Origin of the sequence: uncultured Sphingomonas sp., from assembly GCF_964244265.1 — a bacterium.
In the GTDB taxonomy this organism is placed as follows: Bacteria; Pseudomonadota; Alphaproteobacteria; order Sphingomonadales; family Sphingomonadaceae; genus Sphingomonas.
On the sequence record NZ_CAXTHV010000003.1, the window covers coordinates 113,100 to 134,305 of the forward strand.

At 65.8% G+C, this 21,206-nt stretch carries 20 protein-coding genes; 10 read left to right on the forward strand and 10 right to left on the reverse strand.

Going from position 1 to position 21,206, the window contains the following annotated elements; all coding sequences use genetic code 11:
• Nucleotides 1-2: 2 nt before the first annotated feature.
• On the reverse strand, nucleotides 3-1,055 hold the full coding sequence (locus ACFE7K_RS02245) for a glycosyltransferase family 2 protein (protein ID WP_375396525.1): 1,053 nt from the start codon (nucleotides 1,053-1,055) through the stop codon (nucleotides 3-5).
• Between the two features lie 207 nt (nucleotides 1,056-1,262).
• Between ACFE7K_RS02245 and ACFE7K_RS02250 the strand changes: the two genes are divergently transcribed.
• Both ACFE7K_RS02250 and ACFE7K_RS02255 read left to right on the forward strand, forming a co-directional pair.
• Nucleotides 1,263-2,528, forward strand: a complete 1,266-nt coding sequence (locus ACFE7K_RS02250; RefSeq protein WP_375396526.1) for a glycosyltransferase family 4 protein — start codon at nucleotides 1,263-1,265, stop codon at nucleotides 2,526-2,528.
• Nucleotides 2,525-3,502: a glycosyltransferase family 2 protein gene (locus ACFE7K_RS02255; protein ID WP_375396527.1), complete on the forward strand. Its 978-nt coding sequence runs from the start codon at nucleotides 2,525-2,527 to the stop codon at nucleotides 3,500-3,502. Before ACFE7K_RS02250 ends, ACFE7K_RS02255 begins: the two co-directional genes overlap by 4 nt.
• A gap of 6 nt (nucleotides 3,503-3,508) precedes the next feature.
• On the opposite strand, the gene ACFE7K_RS02260 is transcribed toward ACFE7K_RS02255, so the two are convergent.
• Nucleotides 3,509-4,339, reverse strand: coding sequence for a glycosyltransferase family 32 protein (locus tag ACFE7K_RS02260; protein ID WP_375396528.1), 831 nt, complete (start codon nucleotides 4,337-4,339; stop codon nucleotides 3,509-3,511).
• Between the two features lie 123 nt (nucleotides 4,340-4,462).
• On the reverse strand, nucleotides 4,463-5,491 hold the full coding sequence (locus tag ACFE7K_RS02265; protein WP_375396529.1) for a glycosyltransferase: 1,029 nt from the start codon (nucleotides 5,489-5,491) through the stop codon (nucleotides 4,463-4,465).
• A 161-nt stretch (nucleotides 5,492-5,652) separates the two neighbouring features.
• Here ACFE7K_RS02265 and ACFE7K_RS02270 point away from each other — a divergent pair, with 161 nt between their 5' ends.
• The gene (locus tag ACFE7K_RS02270; RefSeq protein ID WP_375396530.1) at nucleotides 5,653-6,702 is read left to right on the forward strand and encodes a hypothetical protein; all 1,050 of its coding nucleotides are present in this window, start codon (nucleotides 5,653-5,655) and stop codon (nucleotides 6,700-6,702) included.
• Between the two features lie 54 nt (nucleotides 6,703-6,756).
• On the opposite strand, the gene ACFE7K_RS02275 is transcribed toward ACFE7K_RS02270, so the two are convergent.
• Nucleotides 6,757-7,692, reverse strand: a complete 936-nt coding sequence (locus tag ACFE7K_RS02275; RefSeq protein WP_375396531.1) for a family 16 glycosylhydrolase — start codon at nucleotides 7,690-7,692, stop codon at nucleotides 6,757-6,759.
• Between the two features lie 146 nt (nucleotides 7,693-7,838).
• Here ACFE7K_RS02275 and rfbC point away from each other — a divergent pair, with 146 nt between their 5' ends.
• From rfbC to ACFE7K_RS02305, 6 genes are read left to right on the forward strand one after another with little or no spacing between them, the layout of a single operon-like run.
• Nucleotides 7,839-8,399 carry a dTDP-4-dehydrorhamnose 3,5-epimerase gene (gene rfbC / locus ACFE7K_RS02280; protein ID WP_375396532.1) on the forward strand — a complete coding sequence of 187 codons (561 nt, stop codon included), beginning with the start codon at nucleotides 7,839-7,841 and terminating at the stop codon, nucleotides 8,397-8,399.
• 12 nt (nucleotides 8,400-8,411) lie between these two features.
• Complete coding sequence (rfbB, locus tag ACFE7K_RS02285) at nucleotides 8,412-9,467, forward strand: dTDP-glucose 4,6-dehydratase (protein WP_375396533.1); 1,056 nt, start codon at nucleotides 8,412-8,414, stop codon at nucleotides 9,465-9,467.
• The gene (gene rfbD, locus ACFE7K_RS02290; RefSeq protein WP_375396534.1) at nucleotides 9,464-10,369 is read left to right on the forward strand and encodes a dTDP-4-dehydrorhamnose reductase; all 906 of its coding nucleotides are present in this window, start codon (nucleotides 9,464-9,466) and stop codon (nucleotides 10,367-10,369) included. The genes rfbB and rfbD overlap by 4 nt, the downstream gene beginning before the upstream one ends.
• Entirely contained in the window at nucleotides 10,366-11,247 is an 882-nt protein-coding gene (rfbA, locus tag ACFE7K_RS02295; protein ID WP_375396535.1) for a glucose-1-phosphate thymidylyltransferase RfbA, read from the forward strand. The genes rfbD and rfbA overlap by 4 nt, the downstream gene beginning before the upstream one ends.
• A 34-nt stretch (nucleotides 11,248-11,281) precedes the next feature.
• Nucleotides 11,282-11,584, forward strand: a complete 303-nt coding sequence (locus tag ACFE7K_RS02300; RefSeq protein WP_375396536.1) for a hypothetical protein — start codon at nucleotides 11,282-11,284, stop codon at nucleotides 11,582-11,584.
• On the forward strand, nucleotides 11,584-12,717 hold the full coding sequence (locus ACFE7K_RS02305) for an acyltransferase family protein (protein ID WP_375396537.1): 1,134 nt from the start codon (nucleotides 11,584-11,586) through the stop codon (nucleotides 12,715-12,717). The genes ACFE7K_RS02300 and ACFE7K_RS02305 overlap by 1 nt, the downstream gene beginning before the upstream one ends.
• 14 nt (nucleotides 12,718-12,731) lie before the next feature.
• Here ACFE7K_RS02305 and thyA read toward each other — a convergent pair whose 3' ends face one another.
• The 6 genes from thyA to ACFE7K_RS02335 all read right to left on the reverse strand — a co-directional run bounded on the left by thyA (nucleotide 12,732) and on the right by ACFE7K_RS02335 (nucleotide 19,848).
• Entirely contained in the window at nucleotides 12,732-13,664 is a 933-nt protein-coding gene (gene thyA / locus ACFE7K_RS02310; RefSeq protein ID WP_375396538.1) for a thymidylate synthase, read from the reverse strand.
• Nucleotides 13,665-13,670: 6 nt separating this feature from the next.
• Nucleotides 13,671-14,399 (reverse strand): class I SAM-dependent methyltransferase, encoded by a 729-nt coding sequence (locus tag ACFE7K_RS02315; RefSeq protein ID WP_375396539.1) that lies wholly within the window; start codon nucleotides 14,397-14,399, stop codon nucleotides 13,671-13,673.
• Nucleotides 14,400-14,426: 27 nt separating this feature from the next.
• Nucleotides 14,427-15,554: a peptide chain release factor 2 gene (gene prfB / locus ACFE7K_RS02320; RefSeq protein ID WP_375396540.1), complete on the reverse strand. Its 1,128-nt coding sequence runs from the start codon at nucleotides 15,552-15,554 to the stop codon at nucleotides 14,427-14,429.
• A 122-nt stretch (nucleotides 15,555-15,676) separates the two neighbouring features.
• Nucleotides 15,677-18,118: a penicillin-binding protein 1A gene (locus ACFE7K_RS02325; RefSeq protein WP_375396541.1), complete on the reverse strand. Its 2,442-nt coding sequence runs from the start codon at nucleotides 18,116-18,118 to the stop codon at nucleotides 15,677-15,679.
• Between the two features lie 165 nt (nucleotides 18,119-18,283).
• Complete coding sequence (locus ACFE7K_RS02330; RefSeq protein WP_375396542.1) at nucleotides 18,284-19,384, reverse strand: N-acetylmuramoyl-L-alanine amidase; 1,101 nt, start codon at nucleotides 19,382-19,384, stop codon at nucleotides 18,284-18,286.
• A gap of 104 nt (nucleotides 19,385-19,488) precedes the next feature.
• Nucleotides 19,489-19,848: a hypothetical protein gene (locus ACFE7K_RS02335; RefSeq protein ID WP_375396550.1), complete on the reverse strand. Its 360-nt coding sequence runs from the start codon at nucleotides 19,846-19,848 to the stop codon at nucleotides 19,489-19,491.
• A gap of 4 nt (nucleotides 19,849-19,852) precedes the next feature.
• On the opposite strand from ACFE7K_RS02335, the gene ACFE7K_RS02340 reads away from it, so the two are divergent.
• On the forward strand, nucleotides 19,853-21,206 hold a 1,354-nt coding region (locus ACFE7K_RS02340), incomplete at its 3' end, for an Rne/Rng family ribonuclease (RefSeq protein ID WP_375396549.1).

Consider the following 21,206-nt stretch of genomic DNA (forward strand, 5'->3'; position numbering starts at 1 on the left):
AATCAGCCCATCAGCCGGCGCAGGCGGCCGGCCAGCCAGTCGATCGCGCGCGGCCGGCTCGATCGCTCGAGCTTCCAGGCGAGCGCCGGGCGCGCGACGAAGCCCGGCATGAACCCAGCGACCAGGAACATGCCCGCATGGATCGATCGCCGCTTCAGCGACATCGCGCCGGCAAACGACGCCCGCGCGCCCGCCATGCCGATCGCGCCGCGCCGGTCGCCGGGATAGGGATGGTGCGCGGGATCGAACACCAGGGACGCCAGCCGCTGCTCCAGGTGAGTGGCATCGCGCATTCCCGGCGTGGACGAAAGCGCCGCGCCGCGCCGTCTGAAATGTTCGGTCAGCGCGGCATAGCGATGATCGTCATGCTCGACCCGCCAGCGTGCGCGCTTGGCGATGTCGGCGCCGAAGCTGCTGTGATTGTTGTCGTGCCGGCGATAGCCGCCGATCGGCTGGTCGATGCAGGCGACGTCGCCGTAAAGCGGCACCACGGCCGCCAGATACCCGTCGGCGGATCGGTCGAACGCCCGTTCGGGGATCGGCATCACCTGCTCCAGCGCCTGGCGGGAAAACGCCAGGCCGCTGGTGACGGTCGTCGAATAGCGGCCCCGGTCGCGCAGGCTGGCGCTGACGTCGCCCTGGTCGAGGGCGACCTCATAAGGGGGGAAGACATCCTCCACCTTTCCCGCAATGTCGACCAGATGGAGCCGCGCCTGGACCTGCGCGACGCCATCGTGCCAGGCATCGACGATCTGCCGCACCGCATCGGGGTACAGGAAATCGTCGGCGTCGAGAAACATCACCAGCGGCGCCGACGTCCGCGCGAAACCGGTGTTGACCGCCGCCGACATGCCGCCATTGGCGGGGCGGAACACCGGCGTGACGCGATCGGCATAGCCTTCGATGACCGCGCGCGAATTGTCGGTCGAGCAATCGTCGACGACGATCACCTCCACCCCCGGCAGAGTCTGCGCCAACGCCGAATCGATCGCCGTGCCGACGAACGCGGCGTAATTGTAATTGACGATGACGATCGCGAATCGGGGGGTGGTCATGGTGCGCTTAGTACAGACGTAGCTCGCGCCAGCCCAGATGGCGCGCGCATGCGCCGGCATTCGGTCGATCCCCAGTGAATTGCGCTAAATCCTTGTCGCGCGCCGCATATCACTTATGGCGCGGGGTTCCCGGCTAATATCTTTAAGGTTAGCTGGCAAACGGCGCAAATTGCCGATTTCGGGACGCGGTGGGACGATGCTGACGACATGATCCTGTTCATCACCCGCATTCCCCCAAATGCCGGCGGCCCAGGCGGATCTCAGCGCTCGATGCACTTGCTGCGCGCGGCGCTGACGCGCGGGCCGGTCGATCTTGTCGTGCTCTACCGCGCGGGCGACCGCGAAGCTGCCGCCGACCCGCTGGATTCGACCCGCTCGCTGGTCCGCTTCGCGCGTACGTTCGAGGTTCCCGAATGGGCGCCCTCGTACAAGCGCTGGCCGCGCCTTTCCTGGCGGTTGGGCCAGATCCTGGAAATGCTCTCGCTCCATTCGGCCGACGCGCCACGTTTCTCAAGCCGTACCCTGCGCGAGATCGCCGTGCTGCTGCCGGCGCGCAACTATGACGTGATCTATGCCGGGCACATTTCGGCGGCCTGCATCGTCGACGCGCTGGTCGAGCACGGCCTGCTCAAGGTCGGCCGCAAGGTGGTCGATCTGTGCGACATGATCTCGCGCCTCAAGGAGCGCGCGCTCGAACTCGACGGTCCCGGCGAAGGGCGCCTCCGCCGGACGTTGCAGCGTATCGACCTGCGCCGCTTGCGCGCGGCGGAAGTGCGCGTCGCACGGAGCTGGGATGCCGTCAGCATCGCGTCGGCCTCGGAAGGCGAGCAATTGTCGGCGCTGGCTGGTACACCCGTGCGGACATTGCCCAACGTCGTCAACCGCCCGCTCCTGCCCGTCGCGCCGGACGAGCACGGCGCGCGCGTGCTGTTTGTCGGCCATCTCGGCTATCAGCCCAATGTGCAGGGGCTGATTCATTTCCTGGACGATGCATGGCCGCTAATCGTCGCGCGCTTGCCGCGGGCCAGGCTTGACGTCGTCGGAATGTATCCCGAAGCCGATCTGGCCAAACGCCTCCACCAGGCCGGTGCGCGGCTGCACGCAAATGTCCCGACGGTCGAACCGTTTTATGTCGATTGCGGCCTGGTGATCGCGCCGATCCTGCTCGGCAGCGGGACACGGATCAAGATCCTGGAAGCGATGGCCTATGGCCGCGCGGTGGTGGCCACTACCGTCGGTGCCGAGGGGCTGGGCGTCGTATCGGGCCGCGACGCGTTGATCGCGGATACGATGCCGGCTTTCGCGGATGCGGTCGTGCGGCTGGCGCAGGATGCCGAACTGCGCGCGACCTTGGTCGAGAATGGCCGGCGGCTGCAGCAGGCGCGCTACAGCCCGGCCGCGATCACCGAGCTGGTCGGGGCGATGATCGACGCCCCAGCATCTTCCCCCGCGGGGGCGATAGGACCGACATGAGCGAACCCACTCCCCCTCTCCCCGCCTCCGACGCGATCGCCGTGATCGTCGTCAACTGGAACGCGTGGCGCATGAGTCTCGACTGTCTCGCCTCGCTGCGTGCCAGCCAAGGCGTGCCCTGGCACCTGTTCCTGGTCGACAATGCTTCGTCCGACGATTCGCACGACCATCTCGTTGACCTGGGTGACGACGTGACCGTGATCCTGGCCGACAGCAATGGTGGCTGGACCGGGGGCAACAATCTGGGGATCAGAACCGCGCTCGCGGCGGGCTATGACCGCTTCTTCATCCTCAATAACGACGCCCAGGTAAAGCCAGATACCATGGCGTTGCTTGTCCAACATGCCGATGCCCAGCCGGTTCGCCCCATCATCGGCCCGATCCATCGCGACGCCGATGGCGGACGATTGAACTTCATCGGCACGACACCCGATCCGAAGGTGGGCCTGCCGCACTTCATCAATCCGTGGTATGTCGATTTGGAGGATTTTCCTGCCGCTTACGATACCTGCTTCATCAAGGGTGCGGCGATCCTTGCTTTTCGCGAGCATTTCGACCGTTGCGGGTTGTTCGACGATCGTTATTACCTCAATTGCGACGAAATGGACTGGTGCTATCGCGTCCGCGAACACGGTTATGGCGTCAGGCTGCTTAAAGCCGCGGAAATACTTCATGGGGGCTCCGCCTCGATCGGCGGGGCGCAATCGCCGCTCGGGGTTTATTTCCTCACCCGGAACGGTTTCCTTTTTGCCGAACTGCACTGCACCCGCAAACAGCGCATGCGGCACCTGATTGCCACGGTGCGCTGGGTGGTCCAGCTATCGGGCAAGCCGTCGCCGGTGCGCCGCCTGATCGCGACCGCGATCGGAAGCGAAAAGCACGCGGTCGCCGCTCGGCGCGCAGCCATGGATTACCTGTTGCGGCGTTTCGGCGATTGCCCCCCCGTCATCCGGACGCTCAGCGGCTCGCGCTGAGACGGCTCAGCTTTGCCCGGACCATGCTTTGCGCCGCCGACGCACCTCGACATGCAGGCGGTCGAGCCAACCGCGCGGGCCCGGCTGGCGCACGACCGGGTGGGTAAGCGACGTATAATGCCGGCCGCCGAACAGTCGCTGGTGCGCGGATCCGCCTAGCACGTTATAGTCCAGGCCTATCTCGGTCTCGTTTGCCAGGATGCGCGCGGGATACCGGCCGACCAGCGGCGCGATCGCCAGCGTATAGGCGATCGGGCCGGTCAGCCCGAGGACGCCGGGCCAGCCGACCTCGTTGCGACGCACGCTGTAGCGCCGGATGTTGTCCAGGACGCGCGCGATCACCGCGCGCAGGAACGGATGCCCAGGCGCGGCGATGATATGCCATTGCTGAAACTCCCCGCCCGGCATTTGGTCGAGGGCGCCGTGTATGCCCCATCCGGCGTGCGGTTCGCTCGGGCCGTTGCGCCAGTGCGACAGGATGTAGCCTTCTTGGCCGTTGATCACCTCGTCGATGGGCCGGCGAAAACTGCTTTTCACGTCCAGATAGACGCCGCCCAGTCGATACATGAGGAGATAGCGGAACAGGTCCGCCCGCGCCGCGCCATAACCTTCGGCGATCCGGTCATACAAGCGCAGCACGCCGCGCCCATATTCGTCGGCAATGAAGGCGCGGATATCCACGTCGGTATACAGCGTATGGTTCCAACCGGGATTCTGTACCCGAAGCGCGTCGATATTCCCGCGCAACGGGGCCGGCAGATCGGTGACCGCAAAGGTCTGGTGGAGATGTTTGGGAATCAGCGCGCCAAGCGGCTGTTCGGTGATGCCGATCATCATCGACACGGCCCGTGCCCCGGCGCACCAACCGTCAACTGGAGCAGTACAAGTCTGGCGGTCGTCACCGTCGCCGCATAGGATCGACCCATCTCCATCGCAACGAAAAGCGCGGCGGACTGACGATCAACGCGGCGACCGATCGAAATATCGCTTGATGCCCAATGCCACATTGACGGGAGCCAGTTGCGAACGCGTGACCGAGCGCACCCGGCGCGCGAAGGTCGCCAGATCGTCGGGAGACTCCGCGAAACCATCCAGCCGGTCATGCAGGAGCCGTTCGAGCATTCGTGGCCGGCCGGCGTCGGTCTGCAGCCGATGGAACCAGGCGTTACGACACGCATATGCAAGATGTCTGAACATGCTGCGCTTGTCACTGGCCAGGCTGATCGTGTTCGCCAGGGCGGCAAACGTCATATACAGGGAAAGCCGATCAATGCCGACGAAGGACGCGCTCAATCTTGCCCGATAGCGCGAGAAGACCGGACCGCGCGCCCCCCGATCGGCAACTGGCCCGTTCATCTGATTGCCGCTGTGCATGCGATGATAGACGACCGCATCATCGACATAATTGAGGCCGGTGGAAAACAGCGCTGCCTGACCGATCGTCTGGTCGAAGGGCATGATCCCGAAAAAGGGGGCGACATCAAGCCATGTCCGTCTGATGATCGCGGCATGCGCCGAGACAAGGGCAGTGAAAAGCGAGGACAGCGGCCCTACCCCCTGCGGTTCTATATCGAGCGCCGTAAGGAGCGACAGGCCGAGATCGGCACCCTCGGCATCGATCAACTGGGAACGACCGAATGCCAGCGCCTTGTCGCCGATCGCGGCCTGGAGGCGGGCATTCCGCTCCGGGTGCCAGATATCGTCCTGGTCCGCGATCGCGATATAGTCGCCGGACGCCGCGCCGATCAGGCGGACCAGGCGGCGGTTCTGGCCTTCATTATGTCCCTCGTCACGCGCTGCGGACAATCGGCGTACCCGCCGGTCCCTTGACACATAATCGTCGATGATCGCTACGGTGTCGTCGGTCGAGCCGTCATCCATGATCAGCAGTTCGAAATCCGCGCTGCTTTGGGCAAGAATGGAGTCGATTTGCGGTCGCAGGAACCTGGAACCGTTATAGGTGGGCATCAGAACACTGAGCGACGTCATGTCTTATCCTTCGTGCGCAACGCCTTCATAAGCGGTTTCGCCTAGCATCGCCGCTCGATACATGGACGGTAATTCACAGCCCCTGACACTCCCCATAGCAAATGGGATCCGAAGCAATAGGCCGTTTCACGACCGGATGCCCGCAAACGACAGAGACATCGATGCCCCCTGAAACGAAGCCAGCCCGGACGCGACACGTCGCGGCCGACGATCGGACCCCGCTCGTCCTCCTGTTCTACGACGGGTACGAGTTGAAGGCGCGCGAGGCGCTGGGTCCGCGGTTGTTCCACCAGGCGCGGTGTCGTGCCCGCGCCATCTGGCGACGCGCCAGGGGCAAGCAGGTCAACACCGGCTTCTATGCGGCGTTCCTCGCGCTGGTCGAGGGCCTCAGGCAGTCGGGCTGCGAGGTGCGGATCAACGATTTCGCCGCCGCCCGTGCCCGCCCCGGCTATCCGGTCGGACTGGCCGGCTATCCCGATGTCCTCACCCGGGTCGACCTGCCCAACCCGACCATCTTCGGACCCGGCGATCCGGGCTATCCCGACACCGCGGGCAAATGGGCGCGGCAGGATAAGGTCCGCTACGTCATCCAGCCGTCGCAATGGTATGTCGACTATTACCGACCCTATTGCGGCGACAAGATGCTCCGGTGCCCGGTCGGCATCGATACCGGCGCGATCCAAGACGCGCGGACGCTGCCCAAGTCGATCGACGTCCTGATCTACGACAAGATTCGCTGGCATCGTGATGTCCTGGTCGGCGCCGTGCGCGACCGGCTGACCGCCAGGCTGGAGGCGGCGGGGCTCAGCTATCAGGTCCTCGAATATGGCCGCCATACGCAGCAGATGTACTTCGCCGCGTTGCGGGCCGCGCGCTCGATGGCGTTCCTGTGCGAACATGAGACGCAAGGGCTGGCCTGCGAGGAAGCGATGGCGATGAACGTACCGGTCTTCGTCTGGGAAGAAGGCAAGCTGGTCGATCCCCGCCAGCAACCGTTCGCCGCACCCGGCCTGGTGGTCAGCAACGTACCCTATTTCGACGAGCATTGCGGGCGGACGTTCACCCTGGACGACCTCGAACCGAGCTTCGACGCCTTTTGGCGCGATCTCGACCGGTTTCGGCCGCGCGACCTGATCGTCCGCGAGCTTTCGCCGACCGACACCGCGCGCGTTTATCTCGACCGTTACGTCGCGATGATCGATCCGGCCTGAAAACCGGCGGTCACGACCATTTGAGTGTCGTGACCGCCGGATACACCCTCTCCGTCAGGGGATCGCGGTATAGCCATAACCGTGAACGGTCATCGTCATCGATTCGCCAGCGCCGAAACCGCCGAACCGCCCCGCCCATTGCGAGAAGTAGCTGGTGCCGGCCCACATTTCGATCAGCGGCTTTACCGGATGCGACACGAAGAAAGTCATGTCCTTGCGATCCCAGCGCTTCACCAGCTTGCCGTCGATGTACATCTCGACATAGCCGGCCGCCTCGTCGACCTTGATGCCGAAGCGATGGCGCTGTCCCGACAGGTCCTGGCCATCATACAGGCGTGTCGCGATCTGCTGGTGAACGCCATTGACATAAGCGTGCATCGTCACGTCAATCCCGCCGCGGCCGGGAAACTCGAAGTCGATCTCGTCGCGGCTGGCGGGATCGTACAGCCAGAGCGGGGCGACGACGACACCGTCACGCAATTTAGGCACCGTCACGTCGGCTTCCCACAGGCCGCGGGAATAAGCGGGCGTGCCGTTCAGTGCCTGAAGCTGAGGAGAACCGCCGGCGTCGAGCGTGAGATAGGTATCGCCGCCATTCGGTTGGCTGATATGGTTATAGCGCCAGGGGATCGGGCTGTTGCCATTGTCCCATTCCGATCCCATCCACTTGCCGTCCCAATGCCACAGCCACATGTCGGACAGGTCGAGCGGCGCCAGTTTGGCGAGGACCGGCGCCGCCGGTGGGGGGGCGACCACCACGGGCGCGACGGGCGCCGGGGGGGTGGGCGCGGGTGCGACTGGAACAACCACGACGGGCGTCGGAACGGGGGTCGGCGTAGGCGTCGGCTTTATCTTCGCCGCTTCCGCCGCCGTCACCAACGCCATCTTCAGCGCCGCTTTCGATGAAGGCTCCAGGCCGACCTGGGCCGCCGCCGCTGCGGCCAGAACCAGCCCCGAAACTCCTGCCGCCATCTTGAACTTCGTCTTCATGATTTGCTAGCCCCAGCGATGTTGTCCGCGGCCAAAACTGGAGGTCGCCAATTAGCATCGCGATAAGACGCGTGGTTCGCCGGCAGTTAACCTAAGGTACGACGGGCGGCCCTTGATGCACTGCGGCGCGGCAGCTAGGTGGAACCATGCCCCGCGTCCAGCTCATCCTGCCCAAACGCCACGGCGATGCTCGCGGCTGGTTCACCGAGGTATATAGCGAACGCGCCTTTGCCGCGCTCGATATCACCTGCCGGTTCGTGCAGGACAATCACTCGATGTCCGCGCCGCGTCACACCTTGCGCGGCCTTCATTACCAGTCCGCGCCGCATGCCCAGGACAAGCTTGTCCGGTGCATTCGCGGCAGGATCCTCGACGTCGCGGTCGACATCCGCACGGGCTCGCCGACCTACGGCCGGTCGGTCGGCGCGGAACTGTCCGCCGAAAACGGCCACCAATTGTTCGTGCCGGCCGGCTTTGCCCATGCCTTCCTGACGCTCGAGGAGGATTGCGAGGTCTCCTACAAAGTGTCGGACGTATATGCGCCCGATTGCGACGGCGGTATCCGGTGGGACAGTGCGGGCGTGGATTGGCGGCTTCCCGCCAGCGTCGCGCCGGTCCTTTCTCCCAAGGACGAAGTGCTGCCCGCGTTAAAGGATTTCCAATCACCGTTCGTGTATGACGGCGATCCGTTGCTGCCCCTTGCCTGAGAGCCGGATTCTATGCGCATCTTCGTGACCGGCGGCGCCGGCTTCATCGGCTCGGCCCTCGTTCGCCTGCTGATCGACCGCACCGGCCATGAGGTGCTGAATTTCGACAAGCTGACCTATGCCGGCACCTTGTCGACGGTGGAGCGCGTAGCGGTCAGCGATCGCTATCGCTTTGTCCGGGGCGACATCTGCGACGCCGAAGCGGTGCGCGCGGCGATCACCGGGTTCCGGCCCGACGTGATCACCCACCTGGCCGCGGAAAGTCATGTCGACCGCTCGATCGACGGACCCGGCGCCTTCATCCAGACCAATGTCGTCGGCACCTTCACGATGCTGTCGGAGGCACGAAGCTTTTGGCAGTCGCTGGACGAAGACGCCCGCAAGGCATTCCGTTTCCACCATATCTCGACCGACGAGGTCTACGGGTCGCTCGGTGATACCGGTCTGTTCACCGAGGATACGCCCTATGATCCGCGTTCGCCTTATTCGGCGTCGAAGGCGGGGTCGGACCACCTCGTCAGCGCCTGGGGCCACACCTACGGCCTGCCCGTCCTGATCACCAATTGCTCGAACAATTACGGTCCGTTCCACTTCCCCGAAAAGCTGATCCCGCTGGTCATCGTCAAGGCGCTGGCGGGCGATACGCTGCCGATCTACGGCAAGGGCGACCAGGTCCGCGACTGGCTGTTCGTCGAGGATCATGTCCGCGCGCTTCAGGCAGTGTTCGAGCGCGGTGTGATCGGCCGGACCTACAATGTCGGCGGCAATAACGAGAAGCAGAACATCGAGGTCGTCCAGACCGTCTGCACGATCCTCGACCGGCTGCGTCCGCGCGCGGACCGGCAGAGCTATGCAACCCAGATCGGCTATGTCGCCGATCGCCCCGGCCACGACAAGCGCTATGCGATCGACGCCTCGCGAATCCGCGACGAGCTCGGCTGGGAGCCCGCCGAGACCTTCGAGAGCGGCATCGAGAAGACCGTCCGCTGGTATCTCGACAATGAGAGCTGGTGGCGGGACATCGTCGCCGAGCGGCAGGCCGATCAGCGGCGCGGGCTCGCCGCGTGAAACAGCTGCTCTATACCGGCGGCAAGGGCCAGCTCGGCACCGAGCTGGCGCGCTTCGCCTGGCCGGAGGGCTGGACGGCCACGGGCATCGACATTGACGAGCTTGACCTGACCGACACCGCCGCCATCGCCGCGAAGATTGCCGAACGGCCCTGGGCGGCGGTGATCAGCGGCGGCGCCTATACGGCGGTCGACAGGGCCGAAAACGATCAGGTCACCGCCTGGGCGGTCAACGCACTCGCCCCGGCCGCGCTGGCGGCGGCCTGTGCCGCGGCGGGCATCCCGATCGTGCAGGTCTCGACCGACTATGTGTTCGCCGGCGACAGGGACGGTGCGTGGGAGGTCGACGATCCGGTCGCGCCGCTGGGCGTCTATGGGGCGTCCAAGCTGGGTGGCGAGCTTGCCGTGCGCACCTCGGGCGCGCGCCACGCGATCGTCAGGACCGCCTGGGTGGTCAGCGCCCATGGCAGCAATTTCGTCAAAACGATGCTGCGCGTCGGTGCCGAGCGCGACACGCTGCGCGTGGTCGACGATCAGACCGGCAGCCCGACCGCGGCCGCCGACCTCGCCGCCTGCGTCGCCGCCATCGCAATGCGGTTGGCCGATGATCCGGCCGCGCCGGCGGGCACCTTCCATTTCAGCAATGCCGGGTCGGTCACCTGGGCGGGGTTCGCGCGCGAGATCTTCGCGCAGAGCGCGGCCCGGGGCGGCCCCGACGCCACGGTCGAGGGCATCCCGACCAGCGAATATCCAACCCCGGCCCGCCGCCCGGCCAATTCGCTGCTGAGTCACGCCGCCATCCGTGACGCCTATGCGATCGAGCCGCGTCCGTGGCAATCGGCCCTCGGCGACATCCTCGACGAACTCGTCGGCCCCATGATCGCGAAGGACCAACAAGCATGAAGGGCATCATCCTGGCCGGCGGTTCGGGGACGCGGCTCCACCCCGCCACCCTGGCGATCAACAAGCAATTGCTGCCGATCTACGACAAGCCGATGATCTACTACCCGCTGTCGGTGCTGATGCTGGCCGACATCCGCGAGATATTGATCATCTCCAGTCCCGAATTTCTGCCCAATTATCGCAGTCTGTTCGGCGACGGCAGCATGTTCGGGCTGGAGGTCAGCTATGCCGAACAGCCGCGACCGGAAGGGCTGGCCCAGGCGTTCACGATCGGTCGCGCATTCATCGGCGACGACAATGTGGCACTGGTACTGGGCGACAACATCTTCTTCGGCGCGGGGCTTGGCGAACTCGTCCTGCAATCCGCCGCGCGAACGCATGGCGCGACCGTGTTCGCCTATCGCGTCGAGGATCCGGAACGCTACGGCGTGGTCGAGCTCGACGATGTCGGGCGAGCGCTCAGCCTGGAGGAAAAGCCCGCCGCGCCCAAGTCGAACATGGCGGTTACCGGGCTGTATTTCTACGACAATCGCGTGGTCGATTATGCCGCCAACCTCGCGCCCTCGCCGCGCGGCGAATATGAGATCACCGACCTCAACCGCCTCTACATGGAGGCCGGCGACCTGTATGTACAGCCGATGGGCCGCGGTTATGCATGGCTGGATACCGGCACGCACGACAGCCTGCTCGAAGCGAGCGAGTTCGTCCGCACCATCCAGCACCGCCAGGGCATCCAGATCGCCTGTCTTGAGGAAATCGCCTATTTCAAGGGCTTCATCACCCGCGAGGCAGCCGAGGAACGCGGCCGGATGTTCAGCAAGACCGCTTACGGCCGGGCCATCCTGACCGCGATCAAGGATCACCACGCGGCCGATTGAGCCGTGGTTGCCGTTCACCCCGGAAAGGACGTTCATGCTGACGTTGATCATGGCCGCCCAAGTCGTTCCGATCTCGTCCAAGCCGGTCCTTCAGGTCGGCATTGGCACCCAGCTCTGCTCGTCGGCGATGGACGGCAAGCTGTCGGCGGCGCGCGCCAGCTGGATATTGGGGTTCTGGACCGGGCTGAACGCGGTCAGCGGCCGGTCGGTCGGTCGCAAGACCAATGCGCAGGCGATCGTCGCGACCGTCGAACAGCAATGCAAGGCACTGCCGACCAAGCCGCTCGCGCTGGTCACCTTGGCGGTGTATCAGGCCGTGGCAAAAGCTGACCGCTGATGGACGTGATCGCGAAGGAGCGCCGCCGTACGATCTCGCTGGCGGAGCGGATGAACGAGATCGGCAGGCCGACCTCGGGCTTCGACTATATGCGGCTGTCCTTGTCGGTCTTCATCCTCGTGTGGCACAGCTTCCTCGTCACCAACGGCCTGGCATGGACCAGGGATGCCATATTGTTGCCGACAGGGGTGGTCATCCGCCTCGCCTTGCCGATGTTCTTCGCCTTGAGCGGCTTTCTGGTGGCCGGCAGCCTGGAACGCAACCCGTCCGTCCCGACCTTCGTCCTGTTTCGCGCGCTGCGGATCCTCCCCGCGCTGGCGGTCGAGATCACGCTGTCGGCAGTGGTGATCGGCGGCCTGACCACGACCCTGGTCGCGACACAATATTATGACAGTGCGATGTTCTGGTCCTATTTCCTCAACATCGTCGGCTGGATCCACTATAATCTGCCCGGGGTCTTCACGACCAATCCCGACGACACGGTCAATCGGTCGCTATGGACCATTCCGTCGGAACTGGAATGTTATCTGTTCCTCGTCGGCGCCGCCTTGTTGCGGCTTTACAGCGGCAGATATCGGCTCCTGTTCCTGGTTATCGGGGTTTATGCCGCCTATCTGATCTTCCGCGTGGCGCGGAACGGGGCGTTGCCGGGGTTCCAGCCGATGGGCGGCACGGTATTGTCGCGGATGCTGATCTTCTACTTCATGACCGGCGTGGTATTCTATCGCTTTCGCGACCGCATTCCGTTCAGCCTGCCCCTCTGCCTGGCCAGCATCGTCGTCGCGGTGGCGACGTTGCTGTTCGATCAGACGGTCTGGCTCTCCCTTGTTCCCGTCGCCTATGTCACGGTTTATCTCGGCCTGCTCAATCCGCCAAAGATCGCGCTGCTGCTGCGCGGCGATTATTCGTACGGCATCTATCTCTATGCTTATCCCATCCAGCAGGTTTACGTATACCTGTTCCCCGGCGCGCCCTGGTATGTGAACCTGGCGCTGGCGCTGCCGACCACGGCGATCTTCGCGGTGTTTTCGTGGCATGCCATCGAAAGACCGGCGTTGACGCTGAAGCGGGCGTTTGCGCGCCGGTCACCACCGCCCGACGCGGCCAACCGGGGCCTCGGCCCCGCCGGCTGAACCCGGTACTCCCATCACACCGCGACCGGCGCGGCGATCGGCGGGTGGGGGTCATAGTCGACCACCTCGAAATCCCCGATGCCATAGCCGAAGATCGACGATGGCCGCCGCAGCAGGTTCAGCCCGGGCCGGCCGCGCGGCGATCGCGACAGCTGCCGGGCGACCAGATGCTCGTGATTGAGATAGATGTGCGCGTCGCCCGCGCTCCACACCAGGTCGCCGGGCGCCAGGTCACATTGCTGGGCCAGCATCCTCAGCAGCATGGCGGCCGAAAAGACATTGAAGGCGAATCCCAGGCCAAGGTCGCATGAACGCTGCCACAGCATGCCCGACAGGCGTCCGCCGGCGACATGATATTGATAGGTCATGTGACAGGGCGGCAGCGCCATGCCGGCGAGTTCGGCCACGTTCCATCCGGTGAACAGCAGCCGGCGGGAAGCCGGATTGCGGCGGATATCCGCGACAAGCCCGGCGATCTGGTTGACCGGCGCGCCGCGGCGGAACAATCCGTCGCCAGCCGGTTCATACGTGTCCCAGCCCACCCATTGCTTGCCGTATACCGGGCCCAGGTCGCCCCACAGCGCGGCGAAATCGTCATCCTCCAGGATGCGCGCCTCGAACGCGTCGCGGTCGATCGCCTCGCCCGATTCCCGCCGATACCGGGCCAATGGCCAATCGGTCCAGATATGGACCTTCTGGCGGACGAGTTCGCGGATATTGGTGTCGCCGGTCAGAAACCACAGCATCTCGCGCGCGGCGGTCTTCCACGCGACGCGCTTGGTGGTGAGCAGCGGGATCGATCCGTCGGACAGGTCGAACCGCAGGCTGGGCCCGAACAGCGACCTGGTGCCGACGCCGGTCCGGTCGCGCCGCTCGTCGCCGCGCGTCCACACGTCCCGGAGCAGCGCCAGATACTGGTCCTCGAAATGCGGCGGCGACGGCATCATGCGCCGTCAGGACCGCAGGCGGCAGGAACGGATCGCGGACGGATCCGGGCGCGGCCCGACGGCGCGGAACCGCGCCAGATAGCCGCCGGCCGAAGGCATGTTGTCGAGCCTGACCAGCGCATACCCCACCGCGGCGAATTCGCATTTGAGCAGCGCCGGCGGCGTACCGTGGTTCTGCGTCGGCCGGTCGGCATCGACCACCACGATCTCGCCGTTCGACTTTAGCGAGGGCCGCAGCCGCCAGAGGAATTCATAGGGCTGCTCGATCTCGTGATACATGTGGATCATCAGCACGCGATCGAAACTCGCGGCGGGCAGCCGCGGATTGGCCGGCTCGCCCAGCCGCACGCTGACATTGTCCAGCCGGTCGCGCGCGACGCGTTCGGCCAGCGCGGAAATCACCGGCTGGATGATATCTTCCGCCAGTACGCGCCCGTTCTTGCCGACGCGAGCGGCCAGGCGGATGGTGTAATACCCTTCGCCGGCGCCGATGTCGGCAACGGTCATGCCGGGCGTGATTCCCGACAGGCCCATCACGTCGCCCGCCTCATTGCGGCGGTCGCGCTGCTCCTCGGTCGACCAGCGCGGCGACACGATCGTCGCGACCGGGCGGTCGGCGGCGGGGAACGGGCCGACATGCTCGCGCTTGACCGGAACGGTCGGCTGGCCGCCGTCGCAAGCCGACAGCGCGACGATCGCGGCGAAAGCGGCAGCGCGGCTGATCAAGCGGATCAATGCAGGAAACCGGCGGACGACATATGGCTAGTCGACATCCTCCACCTCGATCGCCTCGCCGGTCACGCGTTGCGACAGCGCGGCGGCCATGAACGGGTCGAGGTCGCCGTCCAGCACGTCTCCCGGCGAAGTCGAGGTCACGCCGGTGCGCAGGTCCTTGACCAGCTGATAGGGCTGCAGGACATAGCTGCGGATCTGGTGGCCCCAGCCGATATCGGTCTTGCCGGCATTCTCGGCATTGGCGATGGCCTCGCGTTCCTGCAATTCGCGTTCGTACAGGCGCGCGCGCAACTGGTTGTACGCCTCGGCCTTGTTCTTGTGCTGCGATCGCTGGTTCTGGCACTGGACGACGATGCCGGTCGGCAGATGGGTGATGCGCACCGCCGAATCGGTGGTGTTGATATGCTGGCCGCCGGCGCCCGACGCACGATAGGTATCGATGCGCAGATCGCTTTCGCTGTAATTGACCTCGATATCGTCGTCCACCACCGGATAGACCCATACGCTGGCAAAGCTGGTATGTCGGCGCGCGGCGCTGTCATAGGGGCTGATGCGGACGAGGCGGTGCACGCCGCTCTCGGTCTTGGCATAGCCGTACGCATTCTCGCCCTTGAGCAGCAGGGTCGCCGACTTGATCCCGGCCTGCTCCCCCGAATGCTGGTCGACCAGTTCGACCTTCAGCCCGTGGCGCTCGCCCCACCGCTGGTACATCCGGCTGAGCATGCCGGCCCAATCCTGGCTTTCGGTGCCGCCGGCGCCGGCATTTATCTCGACATAGGTGTCGTTGGCATCGGCCTCCCCCGCCAGCAGCGCCTTGATCTTGTCGGCGTCGGCGCGTCTCGCCAATTCCTCCAGCGCCGCGACCACGTCGCGTTCCAGCTCGCCGTCGCCTTCGGCTTCGGCCAGCTCGATCAGCTCGACCGTGTCGGCCATTTCGGACGCGATATTGCGCGTCGCGGTGATCGCCTCGTCCAGCCGACGCCGCTCGCGCATCACCGCCTGCGCCGCCTTGGGATCGTTCCACAGCGCCTGGTCCTCGACGCGCGCGTTCAGCTCGTCCAGCCGGCGCAGCGCGCGATCCCAGTCGAGGAACCGGCGCAGCAACGCCAGCGCGTCGTTGATCGTGTCGACATGGGCTTGCGCTTCGGCGCGCACGGGCAAACTCCGAATAGCTGTCGGCCGCACCGGACGGGCCGAGCCGCGATCACGATATAGTCACCAACGACCCCGCCGCCAGCGGCCCCGGCCTGCGCCGGGGTGACGCAAGGCCACCAGCCCTAGTAGATACCGCCCTGTCGTTGCAAGAAGTCGCCGTCCTTTGGCGGATCGTCGCGGCCCGGCTGCGGCGTATCCTTGGGCCGGTCGGCAATCGCGGCGCCCGCCTCGCCACGTCGGATGGGCGCGCGGCGTTGCTCGCTTTCGGGCTTGAACGCTTCCCAGATCACGCCGGCTTTGGGATCGCTGGTCGGCCAGGCGCCATATACGGGCCGGCCCGACGCGCGGTCGATCCGGACCATGCGGATGCCGGCGGGCGCACGGAACGGGATCTTGGGGAGACCTTCATAGGCCGGCTTGGCCCATTCCTTGAAGATCGGCGCGGCCAGCGTACCGCCCTGGGCATAGCCGCCCAGGTTAACCGGGCTGTCATAGCCGATATAGACGCCGGCGATCATCTGCGGCGTGCCGCCGATAAACCACACGTCCTTCGGCCCGGAATTGGTGCCGGTCTTGCCGAACATCGGCCGGTCAAGGTCGCGCAGCACGACCGCGGTGCCGCGCTGGATCACGCCCTCGGCGATATGGACCATCTGGTATGCGCTCATCGCGTCGACGATCTGCTTCGACCGGATCACCGGGCGCGGCATCGGCTTGCCGTTCCAGTCGGCGGCGTTGCAGCGGTCGCACGCACGCCAGTTTTCGGGCCAGATGACGTTGCCGCGCCGATCCTGGACGAAATCGATCAGCGTCGCCGGATGGCCGCGGCCATTATTGGCCAGGATCGCATAGGCGTTGACCATGCGCGACACCGTCGTCTCCCCTGCGCCCAGCGCAATGGAGAGATAGGGCGGGTATTTGCCGACGCCGATCCGGTCCATCAGCGCGACGACCCGGGGCATGCCGGTCTGCGCGGCGGCGCGCACGGTCATCAGATTGCGCGACTGCTCTACTCCCCAGCGCATCGTGTGCGGCCCCGAGCCACCGCCGCCGCCGAAATTGCGGAAGCATTTCTGCCCCAGCCTCGCCGATTGATAGACGCAGAACGGCCCGTCGACGATGATCGAGGCGGGCGTCATGCCCCCTTCCAGCGCCGCCGAATAGACGACCGGTTTGATCGTCGATCCGGGCTGGCGCATCGCCTGGGTGGCGCGGTTGAAGCTGTCGAAGCTGGCGTCGAAGCCGCCCTGCATGGCCAGCACGCGGCCGGTCGCGGGTTCTTCAACAACGAAGCCGCCGGAGACCTTGGGCACCGCGCGCAACGCATAGCCGCCGCCCTCCGGCGCGACGGCGACGATATCGCCGGCGACCAGCTTGTCGAACGCGTTGCCGCCCTCGCCGCGCACCGGCATCGCCGCATTGCCGCGCGGCAGGTCGCCGGTCTTGCCATCGGCAAAGCCGATCGTCGCGCGGCCGCCGTCCTTGCCGATGACGATCGCCGACCGCCAATCCTCGTAATCGAGCGTCACGTTGCTGCCCAGCAAGGCGCTCAGCCAGGCATTGCCGCCAATGTTCACATGCTTGAGCGGCCCGTTCCAGCCGCGACCTCGATCATAGCGCAACAGGCCGTCGCGCAGCGCTTTCTGGGCGAGGTCCTGCATCTTCGGGTCGAACGACGTGCGCACCCATAGCCCGCCGGCATAGACGCTGTACGGGCCGGCCTTTTCGTTCTCGCCGAACTTTTCGATCAGCTGGCGGCGCACTTCCTCGACGAAATAGCCCGACACCGCCTCGAATTGCTGGGTGCGCTTGTTGATCGTGCCCAGCGGAGTCGCGATCGCGGCCTGGTATTGCGCATCGTTGATGAAGCGGTTCTTGAGCATCTCGCCGAGCACCCAATTGCGGCGTTCCAGCGCGCGATCGGTCCGGCGATCGGGGTCATAGCCCGACGGCGCCTTGGGCAGGATGGCCAGATAGGCGAATTGCGGCAGCGTTAGCTGGTCGAGACCCTTGTCGTAATAAGCATGCGCGGCGGCCTCCACGCCATAGGCATTGCGGCCGAGGAAGATGGTGTTGAGATAGAGTTCGAGGATCTGCTGCTTCGACAGCGAATCCTCGATGCGATAGGCCAGGATCGCTTCCTTGAGCTTGCGGACGTAACTGTGCTCGCTGCCGACCAGCAGGTTCTTGGCGACCTGTTGGGTGATGGTCGACCCGCCCCGCGCCCGCTTGCTGCTGCGCAGATTGTCGATGAAAGCGGAGACAATCCCGGGATAGTCGACCCCGTGATGCTCGAAGAACGTCTTGTCCTCGGCGGCCAGGAAGGCACGCACCAGCAATTGCGGATATTCGTCGAAGCTCAGTTCGACGCGGCGTTCGCGGACGTAGGAATGGATCGGCGCGCCATTGACGTCGCGCACGTTGGTCGGCAGCGACGGCTCATAGGATTTGAGCGCATCGACCGACGGCAGGTCGCGCGCGATCAGCAACCAGACCAGGAAGATGGCGAGGCCGAACAGCAACGCCAGCACCGCGAGCACCTTGACCCACCAGCGCCGCCACATCCGCCGCGGGAAGCCGGGTCCGCCGCCTGCCCCCCGCCGGCCGGTTCCCCGCCGGCCGGATCCCCGCCGGATCGTGTACTCGACCGTACTCGTATCGCCGCCCGCCATGGCGCGCGGCTCTAGCAGGTCTGTCGCCGGTTGCCAGCCATGCCGATCGTCCGTGGCTCAATTCGTCGCCAGGCGTCGCGCGAAATGGATCTCGACCGCGCGCTCGACGCTTTGGGCGATGCGGCGCCGGCCGTCGTCCGAATCGAGGAACGCGGCATCCACCGGATTGGAAATATAGCCGGTCTCGAACAGGATCGACGGCATGTCGGCCGCCTTCAGCACCATCAGCGAGGCCATGTGGTGGAAATTGGGCCTGAGCGGCATCAGCGCCGCCGCCTCGCGTCCCAGCAACCGGGCAAAACCGGCACTGACGTTCATCGTCTCGCGCTGGGTCAGGTCGATCAGGATCGACGATATTTCGGCATCCTCGCCGCCCAGGTCGACCCCGGCGATGATGTCGGCCTTGTTCTCGCGCGCCGCCAGCCGCGCGGCCTCCTTGTCGGAGGCGACTTCCGACAAGGTGTAGACCGACGCGCCGGATGCATCGCCCGACCCGACGCTGTCGCAGTGGATCGAGATGAACAGATCGGCATGCAGCTTGCGCGCGATGCCGTAGCGTTCCTGGAGGATCAGGAACCGGTCGTCGTCGCGGGTCAGCGCCACGCGCACCCGGCCCGATTGCAGCAGGCGGTCGCGGATCGCCCGCGCGATGCGCAGCGTCACGTCCTTTTCCTTCAGCCCGCTGGTCGGCGAAACCGCGCCGGGATCGGCACCGCCATGGCCCGGATCGATCACCACCAGCGGGCGGCGGTCGTCGTCGCCATAGATGCGCGGCAGCACGACCGACCGGCTCGGCGGCGGGACGGCCATCGTCACCGTCGTCCCGCGCGCGCCGGCGGTGCCGTTGAACGCGCTGAGCGGGGGCAGGAACGTCATCCGCCCCGCCGCCGCCGCCTGCACGAACGCCGAGTCGTCCGCCGTGCGCAGGACGAGCGTCAGCGTCGGATCGTCCCCGCCCGATGCGCCGCCGATCGCCAGCCCCGGACGTGAGAGGTCGAACGCCGCGCTGGCGGTGTCGGCCGTCCCCCACGCGCGCGCCACGACCGGGTCGACCGACAGGACGATATGCCCGTTCCGCACCTCGACGCGCTGGATCGTCGTCGCCCAGGAGGGAGCGCCACCCAGCCAGAAGGCAAGCAGAGCAAGGACGAAGGACACCCCGGCGTCATGCCGCGCGAACCGGCGCCCGGTCCAGCCAAAACCGTGATCGCCGGTCGCGGCAGGACGGCATGGTTAAACAAATGTCAGCCGCTTGCCGGGCATCAGGCGGCGGACGCTGCCAGTTGATGCGGCAACGTCGTGATGCTAGTCGGTACGTCACCGATTGCCGCGATGTTCCCCGCGACGGCCGGCACCACGGCCGCCCCGGATATTTCCAGGACCGGGCGGCCCATCAGGTTGACGCACGCATGACGCATTTTCTTCGCCTTACGCTCCGCCCGGCCCGGGCCGGCGGGAGCGCGGGCGCGGGTGTCCCGGCCGATCTGCCCGGGCGTGCGCGGCGCGCAGACGCACTTCACCCCTATCGCATCGACCGGCGCCTTGCCGGCACAGCGCGACCAAGTCGCGCGCCCCTGCCGATCGAGCAGGACCGGCGCGCCCGGAGACCAGAAAATGACCATGCGTATGTTGATCGACGCCCGCCACCGGGAAGAGACCCGAGTGGCTGTCGTCAAGGGCACGAGGATCGAGGAATTTGATTTCGAGAGCGCCGAGCGCAAGCAGCTCAAGGGAAACATCTACCTAGCCAAGGTGACCCGCGTCGAACCGTCGCTGCAGGCGGCGTTCATCGATTACGGCGGCAACCGCCACGGCTTCCTCGCCTTTTCGGAAATCCACCCCGATTATTACCAGATCCCCAAGGAGGATCGCGACGCGCTGTTGCGCGAGGAGGCCGAGCACGCCGCCGAGGAGGCCGCGCTGCGCGCCGAGCAGGATGACGAGGACGACGCCGTCGGCGAGGCGCCGGAGCTCGACGAGGACGCGCTCGAGCGGCTCGACGATGACGGCGCGCATGACGAGGACGCCGCCGACGAGCCGGCCGGCGGCCGCCCCCGGCGCCGCAACGGCGGGTCCGACGACCAGGTCGAGGCGCTGCGCCAGCGCCGCATGAACCTGCGCCGCCGCTACAAGATCCAGGACGTGATCCGCCGCCGCCAGGTGCTGCTGGTCCAGGTCGTCAAGGAGGAGCGCGGCAACAAGGGCGCGGCGCTGACCACCTATCTGTCGCTCGCCGGGCGCTATTGCGTGCTGATGCCCAACACGTCGCACGGCGGCGGGATCAGCCGCAAGATCAGCAATGCGGGGGACCGCAAGCGGCTCAAGTCGATCATGGCGGAATTGACGCTGCCGCCGTCGATGGGCTGCATCGTCCGCACCGCGGGGCTCCAGCGCACCAGGCAGGAGATCAAGCGCGACTTCGATTATCTGGCCCGTTTGTGGGACGGTATCCGCGAGACCACCCTGGCGAGCAGCGCGCCGGCCCTGGTCTATGGCGACAGCGACCTGATGAAGCGCGCGATCCGCGACATCTACAACAAGGATATCGACGAGGTGATCGTCGAGGGCGATGACGGCTATCGCCAGGCCAAGGAGTTCATGAAGCTCCTGATGCCAAGCCACGCCCGCCGCGTGAAGCATTATTCGGACCCGGTGCCGCTGTTCCAGCGCCACCAGGTCGAGGATCAGCTGAGCGCGATGTACCATCCCGTCGTCCAGCTGAAATCGGGCGGCTATCTGGTGATCAACCCGACCGAGGCGCTGGTGTCGATCGACATCAACTCGGGGCGTTCGACGCGCGAGCACAATATCGAGCAGACCGCGACCGCCACCAATCTGGAAGCGACGCAGGAGATTGCGCGTCAGCTGCGACTGCGCGACATGGCGGGCCTGGTCGTCATCGACTTCATCGACATGGACAACGGGTCCAACGTCCGGAAGGTCGAAAAGGCGATGAAGGAGGCGCTGAAGAACGATCGCG